Source organism: Breznakiella homolactica, assembly GCF_016616095.2.
Classification (GTDB): domain Bacteria; phylum Spirochaetota; class Spirochaetia; order Treponematales; family Breznakiellaceae; genus Breznakiella; species Breznakiella homolactica.
The window spans coordinates 1,888,135-1,914,251 of the sequence record NZ_CP067089.2; the positions used below are offsets into that span (position 1 = coordinate 1,888,135).

The window sequence follows — 26,117 nt, forward strand, 5'->3', positions numbered from 1 at the left end:
ACAAAAAGCCCGCTGGTCTTGTTTACAGGAGGAAAAGGTTTTATCATTTATCAATATGTAATAAAGGAGTCATATTAAAATGAGCGACAGTACAGAAAAGCGTTCTTTCCATTGGGGATACCTGATCCTGGGTATCCTGCTGATCATCACCGCGTTTATCGCCTTCCGGAATCCTGTTTCGGATATACTCGCCATTACCGTGGTATTCGGTATCATGGCGGTGGCCAGCGGAATATGGATGATTGTCTACAGCAACAAACAGGCAGGCAATATTGTCATAGGCATTTTGGATATCATCATCGGTATCATTCTGCTCTTTAATATCGGCGCCGGTGTGCTGGCAATACCCTATGTATTTGCTATATGGTTCATTCTGGATTCGGTGTTCCGGCTGGTCAATATCAAATACGCCAAACTGATAGGCAAAGGGTACTTCTGGTTTTCCCTCATTGTGAATATCCTGTGTATCCTGGCGGGTATTGCCCTGCTCTTCAACCCCATTGCGTCAATCCTGACCATATCCTTCCTCCTGGGATTCTATTTTGTCCTCGCGGGAATCGGATATATTGTATACGCGTTTAACGGAGACCGGTAAAGCCGGCAGCGCTCCGGTACTTATTCCGGAGCGCTGCGGCAGGAAAGGAAAAGCGCGGACCAGAAAAACCGCCGCGGCGGCGCAGCATTAGTTTTTGGTCAAAGCGCTGTCAAAGGCGATATCCGAGGCGGAGAAGTTTATCTTCTTAACATAGGCGCAGCTTTCCGCGGCGCCGAATTCCCGGTCCATGCCGGAGTCCTCCCATTCAACCGAAAGAGGTCCTGTATAACCCGCCTGGTTCAGCTCGCGGATGATACCGTCAAAATCCGTATCACCGTGGCCGACGGACACGAAATTCCACGCCCGGCGGGTATCCCCGAACGGGAGAAAAGACCCCAGAATTCCCGCCAGCTCATTCCGGAAGAGTTTTACATCCTTCATGTGTACGTGGTAGATCCGGTCGGCGAATTCCCGGACGAAAACCACTTCGTTTACCCCCTGCCACACGAGATGGCTGGGATCGTAATTAAAGCCCAGGGTCGGCCGGTTCTTGAATTTCTCCAGCAGACGTTTCGCGGTATAGTAGTCAAAGGCAATTTCAGATGGATGTACTTCCAGGGCAAAGCGTATGCCGCATTCATCAAAGACATCGAAAATCGGGGTCCACAGATCGTAAATCAGCTGGAACCCGGCTTCTATCATTTCTTCCGAGGTCTGGGGATAGGAATACCACCGAGCCCAGATCGGGGAACCGGTGAATCCGTTCACCACGGACACGCCGAATTTCTGTGCCGCCCGGGCGGTATCCTTCATTTCCTGGATCGCCCAGGCCCGTATCTCGTCAGGCTTCCCCGCAAGTTTTGACGGGGCGAAATTATCGAGCCGCTCATCCCATAGATCGCCGACGCACTGGCCGGTAAGGTGGGCGCTGACGGCCTGGCACTGGAGGCCGTGCTTGGCCAGGACTGCCTTAACGGAAGGAATATAGGATTCGTCATGCAGGGCTTTGCCCACATCAAAATGGGCGTGGGTGGCAAGCTCAAGTCCGTCGTATCCCATCTTCTTGGCGAGGATACAGAGATCCTCCAGGGCAAGGTCGCCGAACTGGCCTGAAGCAAGGGTAACTAATCGTCCCATGGGTTTCTCCTTTGGTTAAACAATCCGGACCGGCTTCTTTGAATCCGCCGATTCGTACATGGCGTCAATAATCTTCATTAATATAAGCGCCTGCCGGGGAGTATTAAGCGGCTCCTCGGTCCCGGTAATACTGTATATGAAATTCGAAGCGTTCCCTACCCGGCCCATGGATTCGTCTTTTTCAAAGGCCACATCCAGATCCACCTGGTTTCCGTATTCCTCGGTAAAGATACGGCAGCTGTCGGTACTGGTTTCGTCCACGCCGTCAATGCCGAAAAGACGCTCCACCGTTCCGCCTGCTTTCGTCCCCTGGAAGGTTACCGAAACCACTTCCCGCTCGTTCATCTCCGCCCAGGAATTGCGGATCATAAGGCATTGTCCGGTTTTAAAAGTAACCATGGCGTGGCAGGACGATTCCACATCGGTTACGCCGCCGGCCGCGTCGGGGATTCCCCAGGGACCCTTGAAGGCTTTATTGTCCATGAAGTCGTAAAACGTGGCCGCCAGAAGGTAGTCCGGCTCGGGATAGTCCATAAAGTACAGCGCCAGATCGAGCATATGGGGAAGATCCAGCACCGGGCCGCCGCCGGAAAGGGCTTTGGTGGTGAACCAGCCGCCGAATCCGGGAATACCCGCCCGGCGGATCCAGTTAGCCTGGGCTGAGTTGATTCTCCCGACCCGGCCTTCCCGGATATACCGGACCATGGCCCGGGATTCCGGGCGGGCGCGGTTGTTGAAATCGAACATGAGCCGTTTGCCGGATTTCTCCGACGCCTGGAGCATGGTTTCCATTTCAGCGGCGTTGAGGGCCGGGGGCTTTTCGCAGTAGACATGCTTGCCCGCCTGAAGAGCTTCTGCCACCAGGGGTTTATGGAATTTATTGGGGGTTATCACCGAGACCGCGTCCAAGCTCGGTATTCCCGCGAGCATTTCCGTGAGGTTCGTGTATACGGCGGGAATCCCGTGGCTGCCGGCAAAGGCCTTTGCCCGGTTTATATCCGTATCAGCCAAGGCAAGGACTTCCGCCCCGGCCCGGATAAACCCTTCGTAGTGGTACGACGCCATTCCCCCGGCGCCGACGATTCCTATTTTTACTGTTCCCATTGTGTATCTCCAACACAGTCCCGGACCGGCGGATCTACCCCGCCGGAAGCCGGGTTATTTTTTTCTGTTCTGGGCGAGTACCGCCACAATAATGATGATCCCCTGAACCAGTCCGTTGAGGAACGGCGGAACATTGGCCATTATAAGCACGGTGCTTATAATCCGCAGCATAAGTACACCCAGGAAGGTTCCGATGATTTTGCCTTTGCCGCCGTCCATGGAAGTTCCGCCGATAGCTACCGCCGCGATGGCGTCCATCTCATAGCCGTTACCGGCGCTGGCCGCCTGTATCGACGTAAGCCGGCTGGCCAGGAGAAAAGCCGAAAGACCGTAGAGGGTTCCGGCATAGACGAAGATGAGAGTTTTAACCCGGTCGACACCGATACCGGAAAGCCGGGCCGCCTGCTGGTTCGAACCGATGGCGTACACATAGGTGCCGAATTTCGTCTTTCCCATGATCACCGCGGTTATAATCGTAACGGCGATAAAGAACAGCATCAGGTGGGGAATCCCCAGGAAGCGGCCGGCGGCGATTGCCCGGAAGGGAGCGTACAGTTCCCGGCTTACCGTAAAGGGGCCGCCCTGGCCGAGCTGGTTGATCACCGACCGCCAGGCCGACATGGTCGCCAGGGTTACGATAAACGGCGCTATCCGTCCCTTGGTGACGAGTATCCCGTTGATGAATCCTACAATTAATCCGGCGCCGAGGCAGAAAAGCAGGCAGAGCAGAATGCTGCCGGTACTGTTCAGCACCGTGACCCCCAGACCCGAGATAAGGGCCACCGAAGATCCCACCGACAGGTCGATCATGCCCGCGGAAATCACCAGGCTCATGCCCATGGCGCAGATTCCCACCACGGCTCCCTGGACAAACTGGTTTGTCAGGTTGCTCCATGACAGGAAGGACGGGTTCACGATTACCGCCACTATCAGGAGTATGATAAAACTCAGCCAGTGGCTGTAATTGTCGGTAATATTGTGCCAGGTGTCCTTCACACTCCGGTTCTTTAAAAACGGTACATTCACTATTGCGCCTCCCTGCCGGTTCCGGTGGAATATTCCATAATTTTTACTTCCGAAAGATCCTGCCGTTCCAGGACCGTGTTGATCTGTCCCTTGTACATGACGAGACAGCGGTCGGCAAGCTGGTAGATTTCCGGAAACTCCGTACTGAATACGATAACAGCCTTTCCCTGAGCGGCCATTTCGTTTATGAGTTTGTAGATCGCGTATTTCGATCCCACGTCAATACCCTGGGTGGGATTGTCCATGATATACACATCCGCGCCGAGCTCGAGCCATTTCCCGAGGATTACCTTCTGCTGGTTCCCCCCCGAAAGTGAGGTTATGGGATCATACTCGCTGCCGGCTTTGATATCCATTTTCTCCCGGTTCCGGGCGAACCGTTCCCGCTCGGTTTTTTTTGAAATAAAAAGATTCCGGTGCTTTGCCACAAAATAGGCCATGGAATTGTTCTGGCTGATGGTCAGGTCCGGCAGAATCCCCCGCTCCTTGCGGTTCCGGGGAACCATGGCAATGCCGCTTTTCATAACGTGTCTGATATTCTTCATGGCCAGCGGCCCTTGGCGGGTGGAAATGGTTCCGTTTTTTATGGGGCTCGCGCCGAAAAGAGCCGTGGCGAGTTCATCGGTTCCCGATCCCTGGAGTCCGGTGATAACCACGATTTCGCCCTTGCGGACCGCAAATGAAACATCCGTAAAGCTGTTGCCGGTGAGCCGGTCCACCTTGAGGAGAACGTCGGAGCCCACCGGGGATGGCTGGCCGTCCTTGAGATTGGCCGCCACAAAGGTTTTTCCGATGAGCAGTTCCGTGGCCTGGTGCTCGTCGATATCGCTGATGTTCCCGGACTGTATGAAGGTCCCGTCCCTGAGGACGGTGTATTTGTCGCAGATTTCAAAAACCTCGGGCATCTTATGGGAAATATAAATAAAACTTACGCCCTCGTTTTTAAGCTGCCGCATGATCACAAAGAGGTTTTCAATCTCCCGGGTATTAAGGGCGGTGGTGGGTTCATCCATGATGATGATTTCCGACTTAAACAGGAGCGCCCGGGCAATCTCCACGAGCTGCTTCTGGGCGGTCTCCAGGTCCCCCACCAGGGCGCCGGCATCGATGCCGGTATTCATGTAATCCAGCACTTCCTGGGCACGGTCCATCTCGTTTTTTTTCTGCACAAACCCGGCGGAGGCAAATTCCTCTCCCAGGAACATATTCTGATATACCCTGAGATCATTGCAGAGGCTCAGTTCCTGATGGATAAACCGGATCTTCATCTCATTGGATTTATGGGGAGTCATACCGTGGATAACCGTGCCGTCGATAACAATATCCCCGGAATCCTGGGGAAACGTACCGGCGAGAACATTCATGAGGGTTGTTTTTCCCGCGCCGTTCTCCCCCAGGAGCCCGTGAATTTCCCCGGCCTGTACATCAAAGGAAACATTCTTGAGGGCCTTTACCGGACCAAAGGATTTTGAAATGTTTTTCATTTCCAGTATCATGCAGCAAACCTCGCTTTAATGGTCAAATAATCTAAATTAAAGGAGTATAAGGCCATTTCGAAAAAAACTGCCTGCGGGGAATAGGTTTCTATTTCCGCGCAGGCAGACTTTTACACATTCCCTATGCCGGACTACAGGCTGTAGCGGACCTTGTAGAGTTCACTCTGCATGTACTGTTTGTAATTGGTTTTGTCGATCATTTCCGTGGGGATCTTGTAGCTCTTCTGGAGGGTTTCGCCCTGCATGGCTTTGTATCCCAGATCAATAGCGTCCCGCACCATGGAGGGTGAGAACGTATAGGTCATGAAGTCGACCCCGGTCAGGCCGGAATTCTCAAAGAGCGCCATGAAGCCTTCCCCGGCGGAAACGCCGTTGATCAGCTTGATGTTGATTTTCGCGGGGCCGTGGTAGTTCTTGAGGGCTTCCACGATGCCGAACACGATTTCATCGTCATGGGTAAAGATCGCCTGGATGGATTCGATTTCCGCCACGCTCTTGGTGTTGAGGTAGTTTTCCATCTGTTCCATGGAGGTCTGCTGGCTCCAGTTGGTCACGAAGGACTGGACCATGTTGAAATTCTTGCTGGCGGTGGACAGGAAACCGTTGGTCCGTTCCATGGGAACGGTGGAGCTGTCGCCTTTGAATTCCAGATAGTTGACCCTGCCCCGGGCAAGTTCAGCGCTGAAGTAATTATTGAAGTACCGGCCGGCGCCTTCGCCGATGGCCACATTGTCGCCGGAGATTTCGGCAGTGGGGGTAAAGCCTTCAATAAAGCGGTCATAGATAATAAGGGGAACACCGGCGTCCGTGACGGACTGGGCGGCGCTGCGGAGTTCATCGCCGGTTACGGGCCACAGCACGATCACCGCGGGCTTCATGCCGAGGATGGTTTCCACCGCGTTGCTCTGTTCGCCGGATTCATCGGCGGTCATATACCGATAGTCAAAGCCATGCTCAGCCGCAAGCTTTTTGACCTGGGCTTCGCCGTGGCGGATCGATTCGGCGGTAAACCCGTGGTCCGCGGCGGGGGTAACCACACCCATGAGAGGCTTGTCCGATTTTCCGCCCGCGAACGCGAAACCCGCGGCAGCGATGAGGACCAGTAAAACCGTGGTCAGTTTTTTCATACTATTCTCCTTCTTTTACTTGTAGGTTTCCCTTTTCGAAATAATCAATGTAAATTACATATCATATTTCTGTAAAACAGTACCATCCATTTCATGAGATGTCAAGAAATTTTCAGTATTTTAATAATTATGCCTGGTTTTTCAGATATATTCCGTTTTTGATATATATTTCCCTGCATATTTTTCATAATTTCATGAAAATTTTCATAAAATAAATGTAAAATAATATTTTTTCTGAAAAATAATATTTACCAAAATCTCTATCTGTGGTATAGTGCATTCCAAGAGGCATGGCTGTGAAAAACGATAGAAAAAAATCAACCTACCAGGAGATTGCCGCTGAAGCGGAAGTATCCATTGCAACGGTTTCCCGGATACTGACCGGAGCGTCCAAGGTTAAGCCCGAAACCAGGGACAAGGTCCTTGAGATAATGGCCAGACACGGCTACGATACGGCGGATCTCCAGATGGTTAAACAGCCTCAGACCAGCGGAATTATTATTTTTAACATTCCGTCCCTGGGCAACCCTTTTTACAGCCAGATTGCGTCCGGAGCAAAGGCGGCGGCCCGGCGCCACGGATTTCAGCTCCTGGTGAATGAAGAACATATAAACAGCAATACCATCGCTACCCTGACCGGGCTTATTCAGAAGGTAAACGCCGCGGGTATCATAACGACCAACCATGTCCCTACCCCGCTTCTGCGGAAACTCTATGATACCCTTCCGCTGGTTCAGTGCTGCGAATTCGATAATGAACTGGAAATACCCTATGTCTCCATTGACGATATCGCCGCCACTAAAGCGACCATGGAATACCTTATTTCCCTGGGCCGCCGGCGGATAGCGTTTGTCAACGGGCCCATGCGCTACAAATACGCCCGGCAGCGCCTCAAGGGGTATACGGAATCCCTGGAAAAAGCCGGCATGGCGCAGGATCCGGCCCTGGTTATCCAGCTTCCGGACGTGAGTTACGATATGGCGGTTTCCGCGGTGGGGCAGCTCCTGGCGAGCCCCCAAAAACCGGACGCTTTCTTCTGCATCTCCGATGTATACGCCGCCGCGGTGGTGAAATCCTGCGCCCGGTCGGGGATCAACGTTCCCCGGGACATGATGGTTACGGGATTCGACAACCTCGACATAGCGTCCATGGTTAATCCCGCCATTACCACGGTTAACCAGCCGAAATACCAGCTCGGGTTTTCCAGCTGCGAACTTCTGGTGGACCTGATCAACAATCCCCAGACCGGGGTCCGGAGGATACTCCTGGAAACCGAACTTATTGTCCGGGAATCAACGTCACCCCTGATATCCTGATACGATGTGGCTATATTGTAAGTAACAATATTCTACGGAGGATAGGTATGATTTGTACCACCAGTGAGTCTATTTCCGGCAGGACCTTGGAACACCTTGGCCTTGTAAAGGGAAGCATCGTTCAGTCCAAGCATTTCGGGAAAGACCTCATGGCAGGGCTTAAGACCATTGTAGGCGGAGAGATTAAAGGGTACACGGAAATGCTCCAGGAAGCCCGGCAGATCGCCACCGAACGGATGGAAGAGGAAGCCAAGGCCATGGGAGCCGATGCCATTGTAGCCATCCGGTATACGTCGTCAGCGGTCATGGACGGAGCCGCCGAAGTCACGGCCTACGGTACGGCGGTTAAATTTGCGGGCAACGCTTAAAAAAGCATTTTAGTTTTAAAATTAAGAATATATATTTAAAAAAGTTGTTTTTTTGTATTTAAAAAGCCATTAAATTCAACGATTTTTTTGAATTCTCTTCCTAAAAAGCGCCTGCGTACTTGATTTATTGACAGCATACAATTTACTATGGATCCAGCGGATGAATGGAGCCGCCACGGTCCGTCACGCCCGCAGGCCCCGCCTTAAGCAGTGCTCTGTTTTTTAATAAGGAGACCATCGATGAAAAAGCATCCCCTCAGCGCCCGGCTGGTCCTGGAAGACGGCTCGGAATATACGGGTTTTTCCTTCGGGAAAGCCCGCTCCCAGGCAGGAGAGGTGGTATTCACCACGGGGATGACCGGTTATCCTCAATCGCTGACGGACCCCAGTTTCCGGGGGCAGATCCTGGTCGCGGCGTATCCGCTCCAGGGCAATTACGGGGTGCCGCTGAAGCCGAAAGCCGGAGAAATCCCGCTGGACAGCCGCGGCATTCCCCTTCACTTTGAATCGGGCCGTATCCAGGTTTCGGGTTTTGTGGTCTCCGAAGCCTGCGACGAACCGAGCCACTTCGCGTCGGAAATGGCCCTCCCGGAATGGCTGGAAAAAAACAATGTCCCCGGTATTTTCGGCATCGATACCCGGGCGCTGACCCAGCGGATCCGGGAACAGGGGGTCATGCAGGGAAAGATACTTATTGAAGGAACCCGGGAGGTTACCCTCGATTCGGGTATCGTCCCCCACCCTGTGGAGGATGTCTCCTGCGGCGGTGTTTCGGTGTACACCCCGGAGGGAATAAAGCCGGGAGCCGCGCCGCGGATAGCGCTGGTGGACTGCGGAGCGAAGGCAAATATCCTGCGCTGCCTCCTGGCCCGGAAAGCCGAAGTCATCCGGGTTCCCTGGAACCACGACCTGTCGGGCATTGAATACGACGGACTGTTTCTATCCAACGGCCCCGGGGATCCCAAAGCCTGCGGAAAAACCATCGCCACGGTCAGGAAGGCCTTTTCCGCGGGGAAGCCGATCTTCGGGATATGCCTCGGGAACCAGATCATGGCCCTGGCCGCCGGGGCGGATACATACAAACTCCCCTACGGCCACCGGGGACAGAACCAGCCCTGCATCGAAGCCGGAACGAAACGCTGCTATATCACGAGCCAGAACCACGGCTACGCCGTCCGGGAGGAGACCCTTCCCAAAGGGTGGGAGCCCTGGTTCATCAACGCCAATGACGGAACCGTGGAGGGTATCCGCTCGAAACGGGGTCCGTTCTCGGCGGTCCAGTTCCATCCCGAAGGCTGTCCCGGTCCCCGGGATACGGAATTTCTCATTGACCGGTTTATGGAAGAAGTCAGGGGGACCAGATAATGGATACGCTGAAAAATACGGTAAAGAAAGTGCTCGTCCTCGGTTCCGGGGGACTTAAAATAGGCCAGGCCGGGGAATTCGACTATTCCGGGTCCCAGGCCCTCAAGGCGCTCCGGGAAGAGGGCATCACCACGGTGCTCATCAATCCGAATATAGCCACCATCCAGACCAGCGAAGGCATGGCGGACCGGACGTACTTTCTGCCGGTTACCCCGGAATACGTAAAGCAGGTTATTGAAAAGGAAAAACCCGACGGCCTGCTTCTTTCCTTCGGCGGACAGACGGCGCTCAACTGCGGGGTAAGCCTTGAACGGGACGGAACCCTCTACAAGTACGGAGTGCAGGTCCTGGGTACTCCGGTAAAAGCCATCGAGGATACCGAGGACCGAGAACGCTTTGTGGAGCGGCTCAATGAAATCGGCGCCAAGAGCCCGAAGAGTATTGCCGTGACGGACACGGATGCGGCGGCAGCAGCCGCGGAGGAAATCGGGTATCCGGTTATGGTCCGGGCGGCCTTTGCCCTGGGCGGCTCCGGGTCGGGGATCTGCCGGAACGAGGGAGAACTGCGTAAGCGGTGCGACCGGGCTTTTGCCCACGCCCCTCAGGTTCTCGTGGAGGAATGGCTCGGCGGCTGGAAGGAGATAGAATACGAAGTAGTCCGGGACCGGTATGATAACTGCATCACGGTCTGTAATATGGAAAATTTCGATCCCCTGGGTATCCACACCGGAGAAAGTATTGTCGTCGCGCCCTCCCAGACCTTGACGGATTCGGAATACCACAAACTGCGGCGCATCGCCATAGAAGTCATCCGCCATCTGGGGATTGTGGGTGAATGCAACGTCCAGTACGCGTTGGATCCGTATTCCGAAGACTACCGCATCATCGAAGTAAACGCCCGGCTGTCACGGAGCTCCGCCCTGGCGTCAAAGGCGACGGGATATCCCCTGGCGTTCGTGGCGGCCAAGCTTGCCCTGGGATATTCCCTGACGGATATTGAAAACCGCATCACCCGGGCAACAAAGTCGTGTTTTGAGCCCGCCCTGGATTACTGCGTGGTAAAGGTTCCCCGCTGGGACCTGACCAAATTCAAAAACGTGGATGTGCGTATCGGTTCCGAAATGAAATCCGTCGGGGAGGTCATGTCCATCGGCAGGAATTTCGAAGAAGCCCTGCAGAAGGCGATCCGCATGACCGGCATCGGGGCTCCGGGCCTGGCGGCGGATGAGCAGCTCTGCGGAACCGACTCAGCCGATCTCCGGGAAGCCCTGTCGAAACCCACGGACCGCCGGATCTTCGTCATATACAAAGCCCTCTCGGAGGGATGGTCCGTTGACCGGATCCACCGGCTCACGAAAATAGACCGGTGGTTCCTGGCCAGGATGGCAAATGCCCTGGAAGCGGAACAGGCCCTTCGCCGGCTCAGGGCTGAAACCCCAAAAGGTGACGCCCGGCCTGACCGGGAACTCCTGGCCCGGGCAAAACGTCTGGGCTTTTCCGACAGCCGGATCGGCGAATTCCTGGCGCTCCCGGAACTCACGGTCCGTTCCTTCAGAGAGGAATACCGCCTGAGGCCCGCGGTCAAGCAAATCGATACCCTGGCCGCGGAATACCCTGCCCGGACAAATTACCTGTACATGACCTACGCCGCCCCGGGGACCGGCAGCGGCGCCACCGATGACGTTACGCCGTCCAACCGGGGTGTTATGGTACTGGGGAGCGGAGCCTACCGTATCGGAAGCAGCGTTGAATTTGACTGGTGCTGCGTCAACGCGGTGGAAACCGCCCGCAAGCTCGGCCGTTATTCCATCATGGTAAACTGCAACCCGGAAACAGTGTCCACGGATTACGATATGTGCGACCGGCTGTATTTTGAAGAGCTCAGCATGGAACGGATTATGGACATCTATGAACGGGAACGGCCCGACGGGCTGATCCTTTCCATGGGCGGCCAGATTCCCAACAACCTGGCTACGAAACTGTACAACGCCGGGGCGCTGATCTACGGAACCGCGCCGGAATATATAGACATGGCGGAGGACAGGAATAAATTTTCCGCTCTCCTGGACAAGCTCGGTATTGAGCAGCCCGAATGGAAAGAACTTACCGATCTGGAGTCGGCTAAAGCCTTCGCGGAATCCGTGGGGTACCCGGTGCTCATCCGGCCCAGCTATGTGCTCTCCGGCGCGGCCATGAATGTCGCCTGGGATGATGAAAGCCTGGAACAGTTCCTGGGCATGGCCGCGGAGGTCTCCGCTGAACACCCGGTGGTGATTTCGAAGTTTGTCGAAAACTCCAAGGAAATAGAAATAGACGCGGTGGCGAAACGGGGGGAAATACTGTTCCACGCCATCACCGAACACGTGGAAAACGCCGGGGTCCATTCCGGAGACGCCACGGTGGTGCTCCCCGCGCAAAGACTTTATATCGAAACGATCCGGAAGGTCCGCAGGATAAGCTCGAAAATCGCCGAAGCCCTGGACATTACCGGCCCCTTCAACATTCAGTTCCTGGCCCAGCGCAACCGGGTGCGGGTTATTGAATGCAATCTCCGGGCGAGCCGGAGCTTCCCCTTCTGTTCCAAGGTCAGCCGGGTTAACATGATCGAGATGGCGACCCGGGCCATGCTGGACGAACCGGTCCAGAAAGCGCCTTCGTCGGCTCTGGACCTGGAATGGGTGGGGGTCAAGGCGGCGCAGTTCAGCTTCTCCCGGCTCCATGGGGCCGACCCGGTTACCGGGGTTGAGATGGCATCCACCGGGGAGGTTGGCTGTATCGGCACGGACCTGAACGATGCCTTCCTCAAAGCCATGCTGTCCGTGGGGTACCGGGTCCCGAAAAAACGGATACTCCTTTCCACCGGCCCCATTGAGGACAAGATCAGTTTTCTGGATTCGGCCCGGAAACTCACGGATATGGGTTACGAACTGGTGGCATCCCGGGGAACGGCGAAGTTCCTGGGTACCAACGGCATTCCGGTGACGGCCCTCAACTGGCCCCTGGAATCAAAGGAACCGAATATCGCGGGGTTCATCAAACGCCGGGAAGTCGATCTGGTGATTAACATCCCCAAGAACAACCGCGAAACAGAATTGAAAAACGATTATATCATCCGGCGTATGGCGGTTGATTTCGATATTCCCCTTTTTACCAATATAAAAGTAGCCCGCCAGTTTATCGACGCCCTGGCCTACCAGAAAGAACAGGGGATCGAAATAAAGGCGTGGGAAGATTACCGGTAGCGGGGCAGTACAGAGTCTTTCAGGCCGGAACACATCCGGCGTTACCAGCATGTACAGGTTCGTTCCGGCTTAACCGTCTCTGTGCTGCCCGGGCAAGAGGGGTGTGCCGGTCTTGCATTCAGTTTATTTTGAATATTGCCACCTGGGATTCCACGCAGGATATACTTTCAAGAGTTTCATCAACGGACTTTGTGGAACCGCTGACCATCTGCTCCACATCTTTTGCCTTACGGGCGATATCAACGGCCGAGTCCCGCACGCCCTCGGTGATGGACCGGAGTTTTGACATTTCACCGAGGATAGCGTTGCTCCCGGTCAGCATGGTTCCCGAACCGCTGTGGACAGCATCGGTACTCTGCCGGATGGAGGCAAGGGCTTCCAGTATCTGGGCGCTTCCTTCGGACTGTTCTTCGACGGAATTCTTTATCTCCTCTTCAATCCTGGTTACGGTGTCCACAGAACTGAAAATAACATCAAAAGTAGTTCCGGTGTTGTCGGTATTCCTGACAGCCAGGTCTATAGAATCCTTGAGGTTTTTAAGATTCTCACTGATAATCCTTGACTGGGCATTGGAGACTTCCGCCAGCTTCCTGATTTCATCGGAGACCACGGCGAATCCTTTGCCGGTTTCTCCCGCATGGGCCGCCTCTATGGCGGCATTCATAGCCAGGAGGTTGGTCTGGCTGGCAATATTCCGGATGATTTGATTTGCCTCAAATACACTGTCGGACTGTTCGTTGAGGGCGAGGACTGTTTTTTTGAGTTCCTCCACAGCCACCCTGCCGGATTGAGCCTCGGTATTAAGAGTGCCGAATTCCAGGGAACTCTTCCTGAGATTGTCGGCAATGGAATTGATATTGGCCATCATTTCTTCAATCGCCGAGGAGCTTTTGCTTACGTTCCGGGACTGGTTATTGATCTTGTCATCCTGCTCCTTGGTGATACCGTTCATTTCCTCCACGGTTGAGGAAATGGAAAGTACGATTTCCGCCTGGCCAAGAATGGTCTGTTTGACTTCATCAATCACGGCTGTGATTTCGGAAACCGAAGTAAGAGCGTTGTTCATGGTTTCACAGACCTGGTCGCTGTTCTTCCGGGTATCCTTAACGCCGCTCCGTATTTCGGAAATGATTTTTGACAGGCGATCGATAAATACATTGAGCCGGGTGCCGAGTTCGCCGAGCTCATCGCGGTCGTTCGCCTGGAGACGGATAGTAAGGTCCCCTTCCCCTTCGGCAAGGTCGTTTGCCAGAGCCGCGGCGTTGCGCACGGGAACGCTGATTTTCCGGACCATGACAGCCAGAAACCCCAGAGCGAGAACCACGCAGACCGGCGCGCCCCAGAGGTAATGGATGCCGTTTCCAAGATACCCGATTACAAGCCCGACGAAAATAACCGAAACAACCATGATGATATAAGGCAAAAGCACATTCCTGATAAAGGACCGTCTAAAAAACAACCTGACAAGAATCAGGAAACAGGGCACTGCTACCGCCACTGCCGCCGCAAACAATACAAGAACATTTCTATTTCTGCCTGCTCCAGATCCGCGTCACTGCTCTCAGCTAAGGCTTCTAGAGTCCGGTCATAGTACTGCACCTCCGTCTGGATACTCTTTACTTTTTGATCATAGTCTCCTTCATTCAGAGTAACCTTTACTCTCCGTGCTTCTGCTGGTATCGTTGCATAGTGCGCAAGCTGTCCTCGGTGATACTCAATTAACGCGTTGTACAGTATTCTTACCCGGTCCTCTTGTGTACTCATACCCGACGCTCCAGTCGTTCCAATACGCTGCTTACCGCTCCGATATTCCCTTGCGCTACTTCTTTTCCCAGCCAGTCCTTCAGAAGCTCTACCGCATAGTCTATCGCCTCTTTCTCTATCCGCTTATTCAGATAAAACACCTCGTCTCCTATCTGCGCGTAGTAATACGGATCTTCCGCTCGTTCAAGAAGTGTCTCATTCCGGTCCGCTTCACGCTCACCGGCTTTCACTTCTTCTTCCCCGTGGAATTTCATGCCACGCTGATATTGCAGGACATGGGTCAATTCATGTAACAGTATCGCGTCTGTAGCACTGCTTCCTTCACTGTACGCTGCTTCACGGATGTATATGTTTTTTCCATGTGCCATGAGGGGGAGCACCATACTAGGATTATGGCCCGGATACCGTTTCTTGGGGTCCTGTCAAAAAAAACGGGGGATGGCTCCTCGTCGGCCTTCGGCCTAGAAAGTCGCTCATCCCCCGTTTTCTCTGACACCCCATGATACTTTTTCTGGGGCCGCTGTCTCTGCTATGATGACTCCATTCCCCGAGGGCTGCTCCCCCTGGCTCCAGCCTCCTCACGACAAAACCTCCGGTCTTGCCGCTCCGGGGGCTTCCGCCACCCCCGCTTCGGGTCCCTGGCGGATTCTGACTATTACACTTCATCCTCAGGAACTACATCAATTGCACCAAATGCTTTAAATAACCACCTCAATGCCCCCCATGGAAATGGCCATTCCAATATTGTTACAGCTATTACAAAATGAGTGTCTTTTATTGGCTCTTCAAAGCAGGCAGAATCCCACCAAAACCAAGTTCGATTTTCAGGCTCCATCCAATATAGCCAACTGCTTAAAGACCATTTTCTTTCTTTATCTTGATCAGTTTTTTCTTGCCAGGATAACGTTTTTTGAAATTCAACTAACTCTATCTTTTCTTGATGTGACATTTCAGGATCAAAACTATCAATAAATTTTTTAGGTAATATACATTTCCATTCATCAAGTGTTGGCCAATTCTTGTCATAAGTATTATCTACAATCTTTAAAACTTCTTTTGCATTCTCCAATAGTTCACATGCATCTGATTTACATATTACTACAAATCTGACAGTTCCTAATCCTGTAGGTTTATCAGTTGGTTTTGGTGAATTTTCAAGCCTAATTTTCTCATTGAGAACTTCAGTTCTTACTTGTTTTACTTGCATCTTTACCCGATCCTTGAATAATCTTATCCTGTAGGCTTTTAAGCCCGTCTGGTCGAATTCCATACTGATCTGCAGCCTTTGTTGGATCAGCAATAATTGGTCGATCAGGGAAATCCTTAACTAAATCTTCAGCCACAGCACTTTTTCTTAATTCCTCTACAACAGATTGTGGAACTTCAAAAGTTTTAATTGTCGCTCCATTCATATTTTGTTTTACTCTTTTATTTAAAAAAGCTTGCGCCCTAGCTTCATCTCCAAAATTTAAATATAATGTTGTGTCACCTTGAACAGTAACATATCCATTACTATCTATTAAGATTCTTGTATTCTTAGTTCCTTCAACACGATAGACTGTTACTCTTTCATCAAACGATTTTAAATCATTTATGCTAAAATGTTCTAGTATATAATTAGAATTTTGAAATTTTGAAATTGCCTCTAATTGTTCACTGCTAAGATCCTGAACAATATCCATCCCTTTGCGTCCAAGGGAATTTAAGGTTTGCTGCATCCCAACGGGCAGACTTTTAAACTTATAAAACAGCCACCCTACCCTCGCTACATCAACAAACCCTATCACTGATACCGCCAGCGAAATAAATGACATCGTTACCGCAGTCTCTGCCGCTTCTAGCCCTTCTCCACGATCTATTATCCACGCATCTTCCACCAATGACTGCGCATACAGCATATCACGCCGTGTCCGCGCCTCATTGTACGCTCCGATACTCATTCCCAGATTTGTTCCGGCTATCGCTGTCTCTATCAGTATCCGCGGAAGTAACAGCGCCGTCCCTCCGGTCATGAAAAAACACGCTGCAGCAAGACCTATCGGAAGCACAAAACTTACTATCCCCGTGATCGTTTCTACCGTCTGCTTCCCCTCCAGCCACTGCGCTATCTTTTTCGCATCTTCCGCGTTTATCTCTCCACGGCTCAATACTTCCGCCACCACCGGCGCCATCTGCCAAACAGGAAAACTCCCATCAACTATCTTCTGCTCTACCTTCCCCTGCGCTTCACGGATCGTCTCCACAGCCGCTTCTATTTCAGACACCAAAAGCTCTGTATCAGTTTCCCCTTCAACACTGATCATGCCTATCAGCGGATACTGCAGTTCAAGTTCATACTGTTCATCCCTAAGCAATTTCAGTTCTGCCATCGTCTCTGTTAATGCTTCCCCCCGGCTTTTTATCTTTTTCCACAAACATTGGTTTTAATAGATCTGTTTGTACTAATGTTTCATTTACCCATATCCGATTCTGTACTGCTTCATACCGCCGTTTCGCTTCAAATAATTCGTTCAAATATTCCTGCGACCGTCTGCGTTCTTCACTGGTTTCGCCACCTCGTATAGCGGCGATTAGTTCCCCTCGCAAATCCCACAACTCTTCCTTATTCCGGTTGAGCCGTTCCAACGCATTATTCCGTATCTCTATCTCAAACCACAGAATGATGTCAAACCCTATCCCTAACGCCCCCTCGGGGATGCTCGTCCGTACCGGCAGGTCATAATAGTTTGCAAGCTCCCGGCACATCCCCAGCAATTCCGCAAGTCCTTCACTATTCAGTAGTTTCAACCCGTTCCGGGCATAATCCGCGGTGCTCGCAGCCTTATAAAACGCTTCATACAGATTCGACAGCCGCAGCTCAGCTACACTTATGTCCTGTTTCTTTCGCCGTTTCCAATCAAGGTCATACAATACTAAACTAAACTCTTCTACCGTTCGCTGGATCAGACGCTGTGCTTCATACCGGTGTATTTCCCCCATCACACCCTCCCTTCGAGCCAATCGTCGTACCGGCACAGCAGTTCAAGGTATTCCTGTTCACTCACTTCATATTGCTGCTTTTCAAGCCACCGCTCTACTTCATCCGCAGTCAGCTGCACCAGCCGCCCCATATCCGATTTCCGAAGCCGGTACACCCTATTCCCGGCAGGAAACCGTATATACGGATCACTGTCATATTCCGCTTGCTGCTCCGCTGCTTCCGCTTCAGATTCCAGCTCTTCCACCGTACTGTGCGCCTGGATCCGTCCTTCCGTGTACTGCGCCACATGGGTCAGCTCGTGCGCCAACAGCTTCCGCCCTTCTTCATCCCCGGGATTGTACTGGTTATTCCGGAAATAGATATCCTTGCCTATGGTCACCGCCAGCGCGTTCAACGATCGCGCTAGTTCATCCGCGTAACTGCCCGTATGCACGTGAACGTCCTCGATTTCTCCGCCGTGTTCCAGTCGGTACTCATGTACCCGTACGCTCTCCAGCGGAAACACCCGGTCTGCCTCAGAATCCCTCAGCATCCGCGGTTCCCAGCTTTGGTATTCTGCAAACGGCTGTGCTTTTTTCTCCAATATTGCTGCTTCACGGAATAGCGCGGCCTTGTTCTTTTTCAGATCTATCGCGTATTCTATGATATTCTTTACCCGGGAAAGATTGTAATGAGCATTACAGGCTCCGGCGAGACTTTGCGTATTTTCCATTGCGGGTCCCATATCCTTACACCCCTTTCCGTTTCTTTAATTCTCCCAACACATCGGTACTGTATTGCTGCGCGACTTTTTTCAGGTCTACCGAATCCTCTGTTCCCTCCGCATGTCCCACATCGTGGCTCACACTCCGGGCCAGCGCGGGCTGTTTCGCTTTCGAAAGCTCAGCCTTGTCCTGCTCGTAGTTCGCCTCGATCTTCCGCAGCCGTTCAAGTTCCCGGTCTTGTTCACCCATTCCCGTCCGCGGATGGTCCGCTCTATTCCCCGTGGTCATACCGCGTACCGTCTGTGCCGGCGCCGTGCCGCTGTTCACCCGGCGCGGTGTCCGTGTCGATGGGACCGGTACTCCGCTCCCTGTTCCTCCCGCTGTAGTTCCTGTGATTCCGCTGCCGCCGGACAGTTCCGGTCCAACTCCGCCCAGTGCCGCGCGCAGCACATTCATTTCTCCGCCGGACCCGGTAATCCCACCGGTCGGGACACTTCCGCCTGAGCTTCCGCTGCCGCCCAGGGACACAAACCGGTTATTCATTCCCGAATGTATCGAGGGGCTCGATCCAAAGCTCCGGTTTCCCAGACTTCGCAAATACACCGAAGGCGAGGCCATCCCCGCCATACTGCTCATCGCCGGAAGGCTGCCGGCAATCGCCGCCAATCCGCTGTTCCGCCGCACCTGCTCTATATACCGGTTCAGGGTCCGTTCGCTCATGCCGCCGCTGTGGGCTATTGCCCCAGCCCGGTAGCCCGCCGTTCCCTCGGGGCTTGCCACATTGTACGCCGTGTCGTTCCGCCCTTTCAGTACCCGGCCAAGCGCCTGCCGGAGGCCTTCCACGGTCTTCCCTTCCCGGACCGCTGTCTGTACCAGGGGAGCCAACTCACTCTTATAGTACCCTTCCCGGCCTTCGGGAACCTTCATACTATTCAGCGCCGCCGCCGCGGATGCCGCTTCGGTACCGCTGTATCCGTATGTCCCGCTCAGATCTTTCTCAGTTATACCCGACAGGTCCGCCGCGCTTACTCCTGGGAGCCCCTCCCCCGATCCCTCGCCGATGATCAGGCCGGGAAGGATGGAATCAGTACTATCTCCGCCGTAAGTAAACCCGCTCCGCAGTTCCACCCCAGCGGACCGGAGCTGCACCACAGTGTCGCCGCCTTCCTGCCGCTCCTCAGCCGTCGCTCCGATGTTCCGCACTTCCGCGATTGTTTCCAGTGTGCCCTTTTTCGCTTTCCGGTCAGCGGGCAACGTGGTCCCGGCGCTCCGGTACCGCGGACGGATCATCGCTGCAGCGGGAATCAGTCCGCTGAAACCACCCGCCGCCGGCCCGGTACTCCGGGTTCCGTTTTCCGCGGATACGATGCTTTGGCCGGTTTCGTCCGTTGCGGTCCCGCCGTTCCGGCCAAGCGGTACCGTGGTTTTGGTATCCATTCCGGGAAGCACTGGCGGAGAAGCCCGCCGGGCTTCTTCCCGCAGGATTCCACGCTTCACGTCCTGTACCGCAGCTTCCACCGCTTCCGCGCTGAGTCCGCTGGTCCGGTATTCTTCACTCCCCAGGTATGCCCGCAATCCGGTCTCATTCCCCAGATTGTACCGCACCCCCGGCAGTCCCGCCGCGGCCCGGACTGCCGCAGCTTCCGCCGCTGTGGCGCCCTTTCCGCGGCTCGCCGCTACTGCGGGTTTCATCGTTTCCAGCAATACACCAAGTACTTCTGGGGACAGTCCCTCATCTACCCGGATACTGTGCAGTATCCCCGCCATGGCTTCCGCCTCTTTCCCGGTGTAGCCGTAGTCCCGTTCAAGCACTTCACGGCCGAGACCAACTTCATCAAGTCCTTTTCCGCCAACTCCGCCGATGGTGATCTTACCGCCTTTGGATTCATTCAGGGCCGCGGTCCGCTCCAGTTCCGCTACCACCTGTTCCGCGGGGACCTCACGGATCGGTGCGGTTCCGTCCTTCGCCGCTGCTACCAGTTCCTCCGCGGGGATTTCGTAGTACACCTTCTTCTGCAGCGCCGGGTTCACCGCCGCGGGGGTTCCCGCTATCGCCGCGCTTACCACCTCTCCGACAGGCATCCCCGTACTCATCGAAATCGTGTGGTACTGGCCCAATGTCCGCGTCAGCCGTTCGTTTATTTTCTTCCGCTGTTCTTCGCTTTTTTCGGGGAGACTTCTCAACGCTTCCAGCGCCGCGCCGCTCCCGCCTTTGGGCAGAACCTTCGCTTTTTCAAGTTTCTGTATGTATTGCTCCCGGGCCTTTTCATCATAGAAGTCTACCGTTTCCGGTTCCCGGAACACCCCGGGGATCCCGCTCCGGTACAGCCGGATGGTTTCGTCAGCGCCCGCTGCCTGCCGGCTTTCGCCGTGCATGATTGCCCCAAGGGTTGTCTCCGCGGTTATCACCCGGTCAATACCGCCGCCGGCAGAGCCGGTAAGGACAGCCCCCACGGTCCCGGCCATTTCAGCCTTGCTGACACCGCTCCCGGCGTAGTAGCCCCAGTTCGCGTATATGCTTCCCAGAATTCCCCGGTACAGTGCTTCCTGCCCTTCGGGCATTCCATGCCTCAGAATTTCCCCGGCTTCTTCTTCGGTTATATTCAAAGCACGGGCGTCCGCGTCCCGGCGTATATCCAGCGGAACCCCGATCACACCCCGTTCTAACACCGCCGTTGCTGAGCCGAAGCCGGCTGCAGCTCGGATCAGCCGTTCCACCCGCAGGCCGGCAATTTCCCCGGCCGCCGCCGCGGTCTGTTCTATTTCCCGGGCCCGGAGTTCCGCCGCCCGCTCACGGTCAACCGCCGCCAGATCAGCCGCCGCCAGATCACCCAGTACTTCCCGGTAGGCCGCAAGCCGGGCCTCATTGGCGCCGGCTATGCCGCTTATCCTGTCGGCCCCGAGGCGATCCAGTTCCGCCCGAATCTCGGCGGCCATTCCTTCGGTATCAGATTCCAGCCGGCCGTATTCTTCTCCGGTCTCGGTCAGGTATATCAGCTCCGCGGCGTTCAGCAGCAGTTCCCCGGGATCGTACAGGATTGCCCGGTCTCCGTCCTTGAATATCCGGATTACCGCTTCAATCTTTTTAGCATCATCCGAAAAACCTTTGCCTTCCTGCACCCGCACCCACATTCCGTTCCCGTCGAACGCCCCGTACCAGCCGTCTTTCTTTACTTCACCGTTGGGGTTGTACCCCTGCGTCCAGTCTATCCCGCTTTCATCCTGCAGCGCGTCAAACCGGTATTTTGCCTTCCTCCGGTCGTAGGTCTCGCTGACGCTTCCGTCGCTGTACAGGTAGAGCGGTATGGTAGTTCCATCGGCGGGACTGTCATCAGCCGCCCCGGACCGGGAAGCGCCCTGGTAGGTCAGCGGCAGATAATCTTCATACTGAAGACCCGCCAGTTCCATTTCCCCTTTGCTGATCTGTGTCAGGCTTCCGGTGGTTCCCATGTATGTCCACAGTACCCGCTGGTATCCGTGGCCCTTTACCACTTCCTTTACGAATTGGTCCACCGCCTCTTCGTCCAGCCGGTTTCCTTCAAAAAATTCCGCGTCTATATTGATGTACGCCGCGTCCGCCGTCCGCAGACCCGCCGCCACACTGTGTTCCTCACAAAGTTCCCGCGCCTGTTCCCGCAGCGCGGCCTGTTCATCCGGGTCAGCTCCCCGAGCTTTCGCGTCTCCGTACGCTCCAAGGGTTTCTTCTATCCTGTTCGTTATCTCCGTATACCGGTTATCCCCTAAATACCAGCCGAGTTCCCGTACCATTGTTTCCCCCTTATCTTTTTCACTTCACCGTTTTTTATTCATGCCTTTTCCGAAACGGGTTCTACTCCCCGTCCCTTGCCGCAAGCAGCTGCTCCAGCTGCGTCATCGTATCCCGGTCCCGCTGAGCCTTCTGCTCCCGGTGGATCCGGTCGATCTGTTCAAGCCACGTCTTCCGCTCACTTCCGCTCATCCCCAGTATGGATTCACGCTCCCAGTGAAAGTAATACGCCAGATCCGCCGCCTCACGGTATATCGCTCCCCGCGGGCGGCTTATGCTTCCCCCAGTTCGGTCAGCGCTCCCCAGTATTCATTCCCGCATACTTCACACTTGAGCGGTATCTTCTTTATTACCTGGTGGTTCACCTGGTGCATGAAGTCTACCAGAAAGGCAAAGTCCGCCGAGCTCAGGCCCTCTATAGTTTTCCTGGTGATCATTTTTTCCTGGCCCAGTTCCGTGATGACCTTGCTCAGCAGCACCACGTAGAACGCTCCGCTCCCCCGCTGAACCTGACTGTCCCGTTCTATCAGCACCAGATCCTTAACCTGAATCAGCCGCATGGTCCCGGTGACCTTCCGGCCGGCTTCCGTCCTGATTCCGGTTCCCTTGGGCAGGGTAAATCTAAAACTCGTCCGTATGTTCATGGATCCGCTCCCTTACAATTCGAGGTTTGAAAAACGGCCGCTGTCCCCGCCGGCTTTGGGGCTTTCTCCGGAAGATTCTTCCGGATCGGCCGCCGGACCCGGCGCTCCCGGGGATTCCGGCCGCAGAGATGGCGGCGCTGTCTCGTTCTCAAAGGCCCCGTCGTCATATCGCATACTTCCCCGGTCCGGCGCGGCGGTTCCGCCCATCCGGTCGGTCAGCAGAACCCGCCGGTCCCCGGCCTGGACGTATACCAGATCGGCTTCGGTGGTAAAAAACTCCAGTTCGGGAAACTGGTAATTCCGTTTTAAATACTGAATCGCCTGGGCGCAGTTTTTAAGGTCCGGTTTATCCATTCCGGCGGTCTGCTGGCTTGGGGCCTTTCCCTGGGCCAGCAGCAGTGCCAGGGCATCCGCCAGGGTTTCCCGGGGCATCCCGTCGACGGCTGCCCGGATTTCCTCTTCCCGTGGTATTCCCATATCGTCCTTCTTATATAAACCGGGCTAACAGGCCCGACGCTTCGTTTCTCGATTTGATCGGCATGGGACTGATCCGGCCGCCCCGGAGTCCGAGTCCCGCCACGTTGGAACAGTCCATATCGTCCCCGATTTCCCCTGAGCAGTAAATAAATGCGCAGGAATCAAGGGCTGCCCCCCGCAGGGGAAACCCTTCAAACCGGCAGTTGTAAAACAGGCAGTTCCGGATTGTACCGCCGCTGAAGCCGTTCATCCCGCTGCCGTAGCTGATACTAAAGCCGCTGTGGGCGATAACGGTATTTTCTATTGCCGCGTCCAGAGCTTCAAAATCCGCGAAGGTTGAACCGCTTATCCGGCATCCCAGAAATTCCGCCCGCTGCAGACAGAGGTTTTTAAATATACTCTCCGAGACGGAACATCCCTGCCACCGGCTTCTGATAAGTGTCAGTCCGTCCAGGGTGGCGGTACGGATGGCGGTATCGGTGAAGCGGGCGCGCATAAAACTTGACCGGTAGAAAAAACTCTTTGCAATGCGTGTTCCCTCAAACCGGATATCATTGGCGTGGAGATCCCGGAGCTCAACCTCATTCCAGAGACTGGGCCCTGCGGCAAGACCGCTGAGGTCGCATTCCACAATCTGGCAGTCCCTGAGTTCTCCCTTGAGGATTTCCTGTTCAATAAGCATCCGGTTTGACCGTCCGTAAAAACCCACTGTTCCTCCCGGGGAATTTAATCCCAGCGCCGCACGGTTATCCGCAGGTTTTCCTTGGTGTCCTGCTCTTCCTGCACAACGCTGTAGCCCATGCCGCGGATTTTATCCATCACCGTTTCATACGCGTACTGCCGGGTAATCCGGTTCATGATCTCTTCCTGTTTCTGGCCGGTAAAGGTTTCAATGGCCCACCAGTCCGCCGCAACTTCGTATCCCTTATCCTTCTGCCGGATTCCTATGCTGTAGGAACTGCCGGTTTTTATCTCCATGATGCAGTCTTCGATTATCTCATTTTTGCCGTATCCCTTAAGGGTAATGGTCTGGCCTTGTTCCGCCTCGTTGTATTGAATACCCAGAACCGTCAGAGCCTGCTTGAGCATGGCAAGGTCTTTTATCTGTGTATCCACCTTCGCTATATGGGACATGGGGTCCTCCTTTTTCGGTACTTAGCTTGACGCCGCCGCTTCCTTGAGACGTTCTCCGGTCTTGATTCTGATATACGCGGTGCTGCCAATCTTATAATCCAGTTCCTCTATCTGACACCGGAAGAAATCACCGAACATTTCGATTATTTTGAACTTACCGATTATCTTCTGGAATTCCGCGTCCTCCGCGATGGATTCGGTGACACCTACCTCAATGCCCGTTTTGTCCGCGCCGGTCCGCACGAGAAAAAACCGCTGGACGCCGTTAACTTCCGAGACCTCTATAATCCGGTATACCGTATACACCGGCTCGTATTCCTGTACCTGCTTCGCTACCACCACCGCCCGGGGCAGGGGCGCAATTTCCAGGAGCACCAGGGGGTCCTGAATAATTATTTCAGCCTCCGGAGGGTCGCTCGCGCACGCGGTGAGAAGAATGACCAAGAGTCCGGGGATAAGCAGTTTTTTCATCGAACCTCCCTGATTTCAGCGGACCCGGGATCTACTTTGCCGCCGGAGATTTGTTCAGCAAATTCCATACGTACTCTCCTTCCCGGTCGGTAAAGATTTGGTCAATGGTATCCAGGAAAATATAAAAAGCTTCCACCTGTATTTCTTCGGCAGCGTCCTTCTCCGGCTGCTGCCGTGAACCGGACCGTTCTTCCGGCGCGGGTTTCCCGAATCTTTGTTCCGGCACTCCGGTGTAATAATAGGACCCGGTGGAAATTTCATGCTTACCCTTGGGAAGAACGAAGTTTTCAGCCGCATCCCATCCGATAAACATATTATTTGTGTACAGGCCTCTTCCGGGAGCGGAAAGCGCCGGCACCACCCCGAACAGTTCCGCCGGAATTACCGACCGGACCAACGCAGCGGAAATTTCCCGGTACGCCTCCCAGAGATGTTTCATGGTGAATTCCCGGAGCGGATACCGGATCGATGTGAGGAGAACATTGTTCCGGATCTCCCTGAGTTCCACATAGAGGATACTCAGTTCTTCGGACAGCTGGACCCGGCCGTGGATGGCGTAATCCGCCAGGGCACTTCCGATACCCGCCGAGTTGGTATACCCGGAAAAATCCGACGGGCGCATAACCTGGAACAGGTTTGTGGCGGACAAGAGGTATCCCATGATCAGGCTAAAATAGTCGTCCCCTTCCCGGAGGGGAACCCCGTGCTGGGTAATAAACGGCGCCTGGATAAATTCGAATTCCCCGCTTTCCAGGGCGACTAGTTTAAGAAATTCCAGTTCGAAATTATGTACCAGAACCTTCGGCATTCCGGTTCCGCGGTTCTCCGCAAAGAGGCGGAGGTTCATTTCTGCCAGCGCTGCGTCGATGGCGTCGGGAATATCCCCGGGGGATTCAAAAAACCGGAGCACCGTAACGGGATAGTAGTTCTGCCGGAAGGCGTAAAAACTGAGACTGAGAATATAAAAATCTTCGCTTCTGAATACGAAGGGTTTGCAGATATACTGCAGCGGAACCGTATACTGCTCGTTCCGCAGGGCATTCATAAGCACGAAGGGGTTATTCGCTTTTCGGTCGTAATAGGTGGCGGTGAGCCACTTCTGCATAGAAACGGGTTTTACCAGTCCCCCGTTTACCAGATGTTTCGGAAGTTCCTGGTTAATTTCCGCTACTATCCCGGGGGCCACCGCAGATGCGCCGGAGGTTTCCAGCATAACCATGGCGGGGATCTTTTCGTTTAAACCGTTGTACCGGTCCTGGAGATCCGTAACGACTTGTATTACCGGATCAGGTTTCTGTTCCGCCCCTTTGCCGGGCAGTTTGGCAATTTCCAGTTTCTGCGCGGAGAGAGTATGGGGTATCAACAGCGGAAGCAGAATACAGACTAACCATACAATACTTTTCTTTTCCGTTGACACCGCCATGACCCTCTCCAGTTACAGATTCTTTAGTTTTCCTGTAC

At 54.2% G+C, this 26,117-nt stretch carries 24 protein-coding genes; 5 read left to right on the top strand and 19 right to left on the bottom strand.

What is annotated here, in order from left to right; all coding sequences use genetic code 11:
* Positions 1-79: 79 nt before the first annotated feature.
* Entirely contained in the window at positions 80-595 is a 516-nt protein-coding gene (locus JFL75_RS08675; RefSeq protein ID WP_215626289.1) for an HdeD family acid-resistance protein, read from the top strand.
* Between the two features lie 87 nt (positions 596-682).
* Here JFL75_RS08675 and JFL75_RS08680 read toward each other — a convergent pair whose 3' ends face one another.
* The 5 genes from JFL75_RS08680 to JFL75_RS08700 all read right to left on the bottom strand — a co-directional run bounded on the left by JFL75_RS08680 (position 683) and on the right by JFL75_RS08700 (position 6,425).
* Positions 683-1,672 carry a sugar phosphate isomerase/epimerase family protein gene (locus tag JFL75_RS08680; RefSeq protein ID WP_215626290.1) on the bottom strand — a complete coding sequence of 330 codons (990 nt, stop codon included), beginning with the start codon at positions 1,670-1,672 and terminating at the stop codon, positions 683-685.
* Positions 1,673-1,687: 15 nt separating this feature from the next.
* Entirely contained in the window at positions 1,688-2,776 is a 1,089-nt protein-coding gene (locus tag JFL75_RS08685; protein WP_215626291.1) for a Gfo/Idh/MocA family protein, read from the bottom strand.
* 54 nt (positions 2,777-2,830) lie between these two features.
* A complete protein-coding gene (locus tag JFL75_RS08690; RefSeq protein WP_215626292.1) occupies positions 2,831-3,802 on the bottom strand; it encodes an ABC transporter permease in 972 nt (323 codons plus the stop codon).
* Positions 3,802-5,286: a sugar ABC transporter ATP-binding protein gene (locus JFL75_RS08695; protein ID WP_349629695.1), complete on the bottom strand. Its 1,485-nt coding sequence runs from the start codon at positions 5,284-5,286 to the stop codon at positions 3,802-3,804. The genes JFL75_RS08690 and JFL75_RS08695 overlap by 1 nt, the downstream gene beginning before the upstream one ends.
* Positions 5,287-5,429: 143 nt before the next feature.
* Positions 5,430-6,425, bottom strand: a complete 996-nt coding sequence (locus JFL75_RS08700) for a sugar ABC transporter substrate-binding protein (protein ID WP_215626294.1) — start codon at positions 6,423-6,425, stop codon at positions 5,430-5,432.
* Between the two features lie 296 nt (positions 6,426-6,721).
* Here JFL75_RS08700 and JFL75_RS08705 point away from each other — a divergent pair, with 296 nt between their 5' ends.
* The 4 genes from JFL75_RS08705 to carB all read left to right on the top strand — a co-directional run bounded on the left by JFL75_RS08705 (position 6,722) and on the right by carB (position 12,716).
* On the top strand, positions 6,722-7,741 hold the full coding sequence (locus tag JFL75_RS08705; RefSeq protein ID WP_223292802.1) for a LacI family DNA-binding transcriptional regulator: 1,020 nt from the start codon (positions 6,722-6,724) through the stop codon (positions 7,739-7,741).
* A gap of 47 nt (positions 7,742-7,788) precedes the next feature.
* Complete coding sequence (locus tag JFL75_RS08710) at positions 7,789-8,109, top strand: YbjQ family protein (protein WP_215626296.1); 321 nt, start codon at positions 7,789-7,791, stop codon at positions 8,107-8,109.
* Positions 8,110-8,349: 240 nt separating this feature from the next.
* Positions 8,350-9,474: a glutamine-hydrolyzing carbamoyl-phosphate synthase small subunit gene (gene carA / locus JFL75_RS08715; protein ID WP_215626297.1), complete on the top strand. Its 1,125-nt coding sequence runs from the start codon at positions 8,350-8,352 to the stop codon at positions 9,472-9,474.
* A complete protein-coding gene (gene carB / locus JFL75_RS08720) occupies positions 9,474-12,716 on the top strand; it encodes a carbamoyl-phosphate synthase (glutamine-hydrolyzing) large subunit (RefSeq protein ID WP_223292803.1) in 3,243 nt (1,080 codons plus the stop codon). The genes carA and carB overlap by 1 nt, the downstream gene beginning before the upstream one ends.
* Before the next feature lie 118 nt (positions 12,717-12,834).
* On the opposite strand, the gene JFL75_RS08725 is transcribed toward carB, so the two are convergent.
* From JFL75_RS08725 to JFL75_RS08785, 14 genes are all read right to left on the bottom strand, one after another.
* Entirely contained in the window at positions 12,835-14,139 is a 1,305-nt protein-coding gene (locus JFL75_RS08725; protein WP_215626298.1) for a methyl-accepting chemotaxis protein, read from the bottom strand.
* A 337-nt stretch (positions 14,140-14,476) separates the two neighbouring features.
* A complete protein-coding gene (locus tag JFL75_RS08730) occupies positions 14,477-14,848 on the bottom strand; it encodes an eCIS core domain-containing protein (protein WP_215626299.1) in 372 nt (123 codons plus the stop codon).
* 287 nt (positions 14,849-15,135) lie between these two features.
* On the bottom strand, positions 15,136-15,687 hold the full coding sequence (locus JFL75_RS08735; protein ID WP_215626300.1) for a hypothetical protein: 552 nt from the start codon (positions 15,685-15,687) through the stop codon (positions 15,136-15,138).
* The gene (locus tag JFL75_RS08740; protein ID WP_215626301.1) at positions 15,662-16,849 is read right to left on the bottom strand and encodes a hypothetical protein; all 1,188 of its coding nucleotides are present in this window, start codon (positions 16,847-16,849) and stop codon (positions 15,662-15,664) included. The genes JFL75_RS08735 and JFL75_RS08740 overlap by 26 nt, the downstream gene beginning before the upstream one ends.
* Positions 16,827-17,459 (bottom strand): hypothetical protein, encoded by a 633-nt coding sequence (locus JFL75_RS08745; protein ID WP_215626302.1) that lies wholly within the window; start codon positions 17,457-17,459, stop codon positions 16,827-16,829. The genes JFL75_RS08740 and JFL75_RS08745 overlap by 23 nt, the downstream gene beginning before the upstream one ends.
* Positions 17,459-18,172, bottom strand: coding sequence for an eCIS core domain-containing protein (locus JFL75_RS08750; protein WP_215626303.1), 714 nt, complete (start codon positions 18,170-18,172; stop codon positions 17,459-17,461). Before JFL75_RS08750 ends, JFL75_RS08745 begins: the two co-directional genes overlap by 1 nt.
* A gap of 16 nt (positions 18,173-18,188) precedes the next feature.
* Positions 18,189-21,932 (bottom strand): hypothetical protein, encoded by a 3,744-nt coding sequence (locus JFL75_RS08755; RefSeq protein ID WP_215626304.1) that lies wholly within the window; start codon positions 21,930-21,932, stop codon positions 18,189-18,191.
* A gap of 61 nt (positions 21,933-21,993) precedes the next feature.
* Positions 21,994-22,122, bottom strand: coding sequence for a hypothetical protein (locus tag JFL75_RS20875; protein ID WP_285291975.1), 129 nt, complete (start codon positions 22,120-22,122; stop codon positions 21,994-21,996).
* 80 nt (positions 22,123-22,202) lie between these two features.
* On the bottom strand, positions 22,203-22,574 hold the full coding sequence (locus JFL75_RS08760) for a hypothetical protein (RefSeq protein WP_223292804.1): 372 nt from the start codon (positions 22,572-22,574) through the stop codon (positions 22,203-22,205).
* A gap of 12 nt (positions 22,575-22,586) precedes the next feature.
* The gene (locus JFL75_RS08765) at positions 22,587-23,051 is read right to left on the bottom strand and encodes a hypothetical protein (RefSeq protein ID WP_215626305.1); all 465 of its coding nucleotides are present in this window, start codon (positions 23,049-23,051) and stop codon (positions 22,587-22,589) included.
* Positions 23,052-23,061: 10 nt separating this feature from the next.
* Positions 23,062-23,760, bottom strand: coding sequence for a pentapeptide repeat-containing protein (locus JFL75_RS08770; RefSeq protein WP_215626306.1), 699 nt, complete (start codon positions 23,758-23,760; stop codon positions 23,062-23,064).
* A gap of 17 nt (positions 23,761-23,777) precedes the next feature.
* A complete protein-coding gene (locus tag JFL75_RS08775) occupies positions 23,778-24,185 on the bottom strand; it encodes a DUF1257 domain-containing protein (protein WP_215626307.1) in 408 nt (135 codons plus the stop codon).
* Positions 24,186-24,206: 21 nt separating this feature from the next.
* Positions 24,207-24,656, bottom strand: a complete 450-nt coding sequence (locus JFL75_RS08780; RefSeq protein ID WP_215626308.1) for a putative periplasmic lipoprotein — start codon at positions 24,654-24,656, stop codon at positions 24,207-24,209.
* Positions 24,657-24,687: 31 nt separating this feature from the next.
* Positions 24,688-26,079 (bottom strand): hypothetical protein, encoded by a 1,392-nt coding sequence (locus tag JFL75_RS08785; RefSeq protein ID WP_215626309.1) that lies wholly within the window; start codon positions 26,077-26,079, stop codon positions 24,688-24,690.
* Between the last annotated feature and the right edge of the window lie 38 nt (positions 26,080-26,117).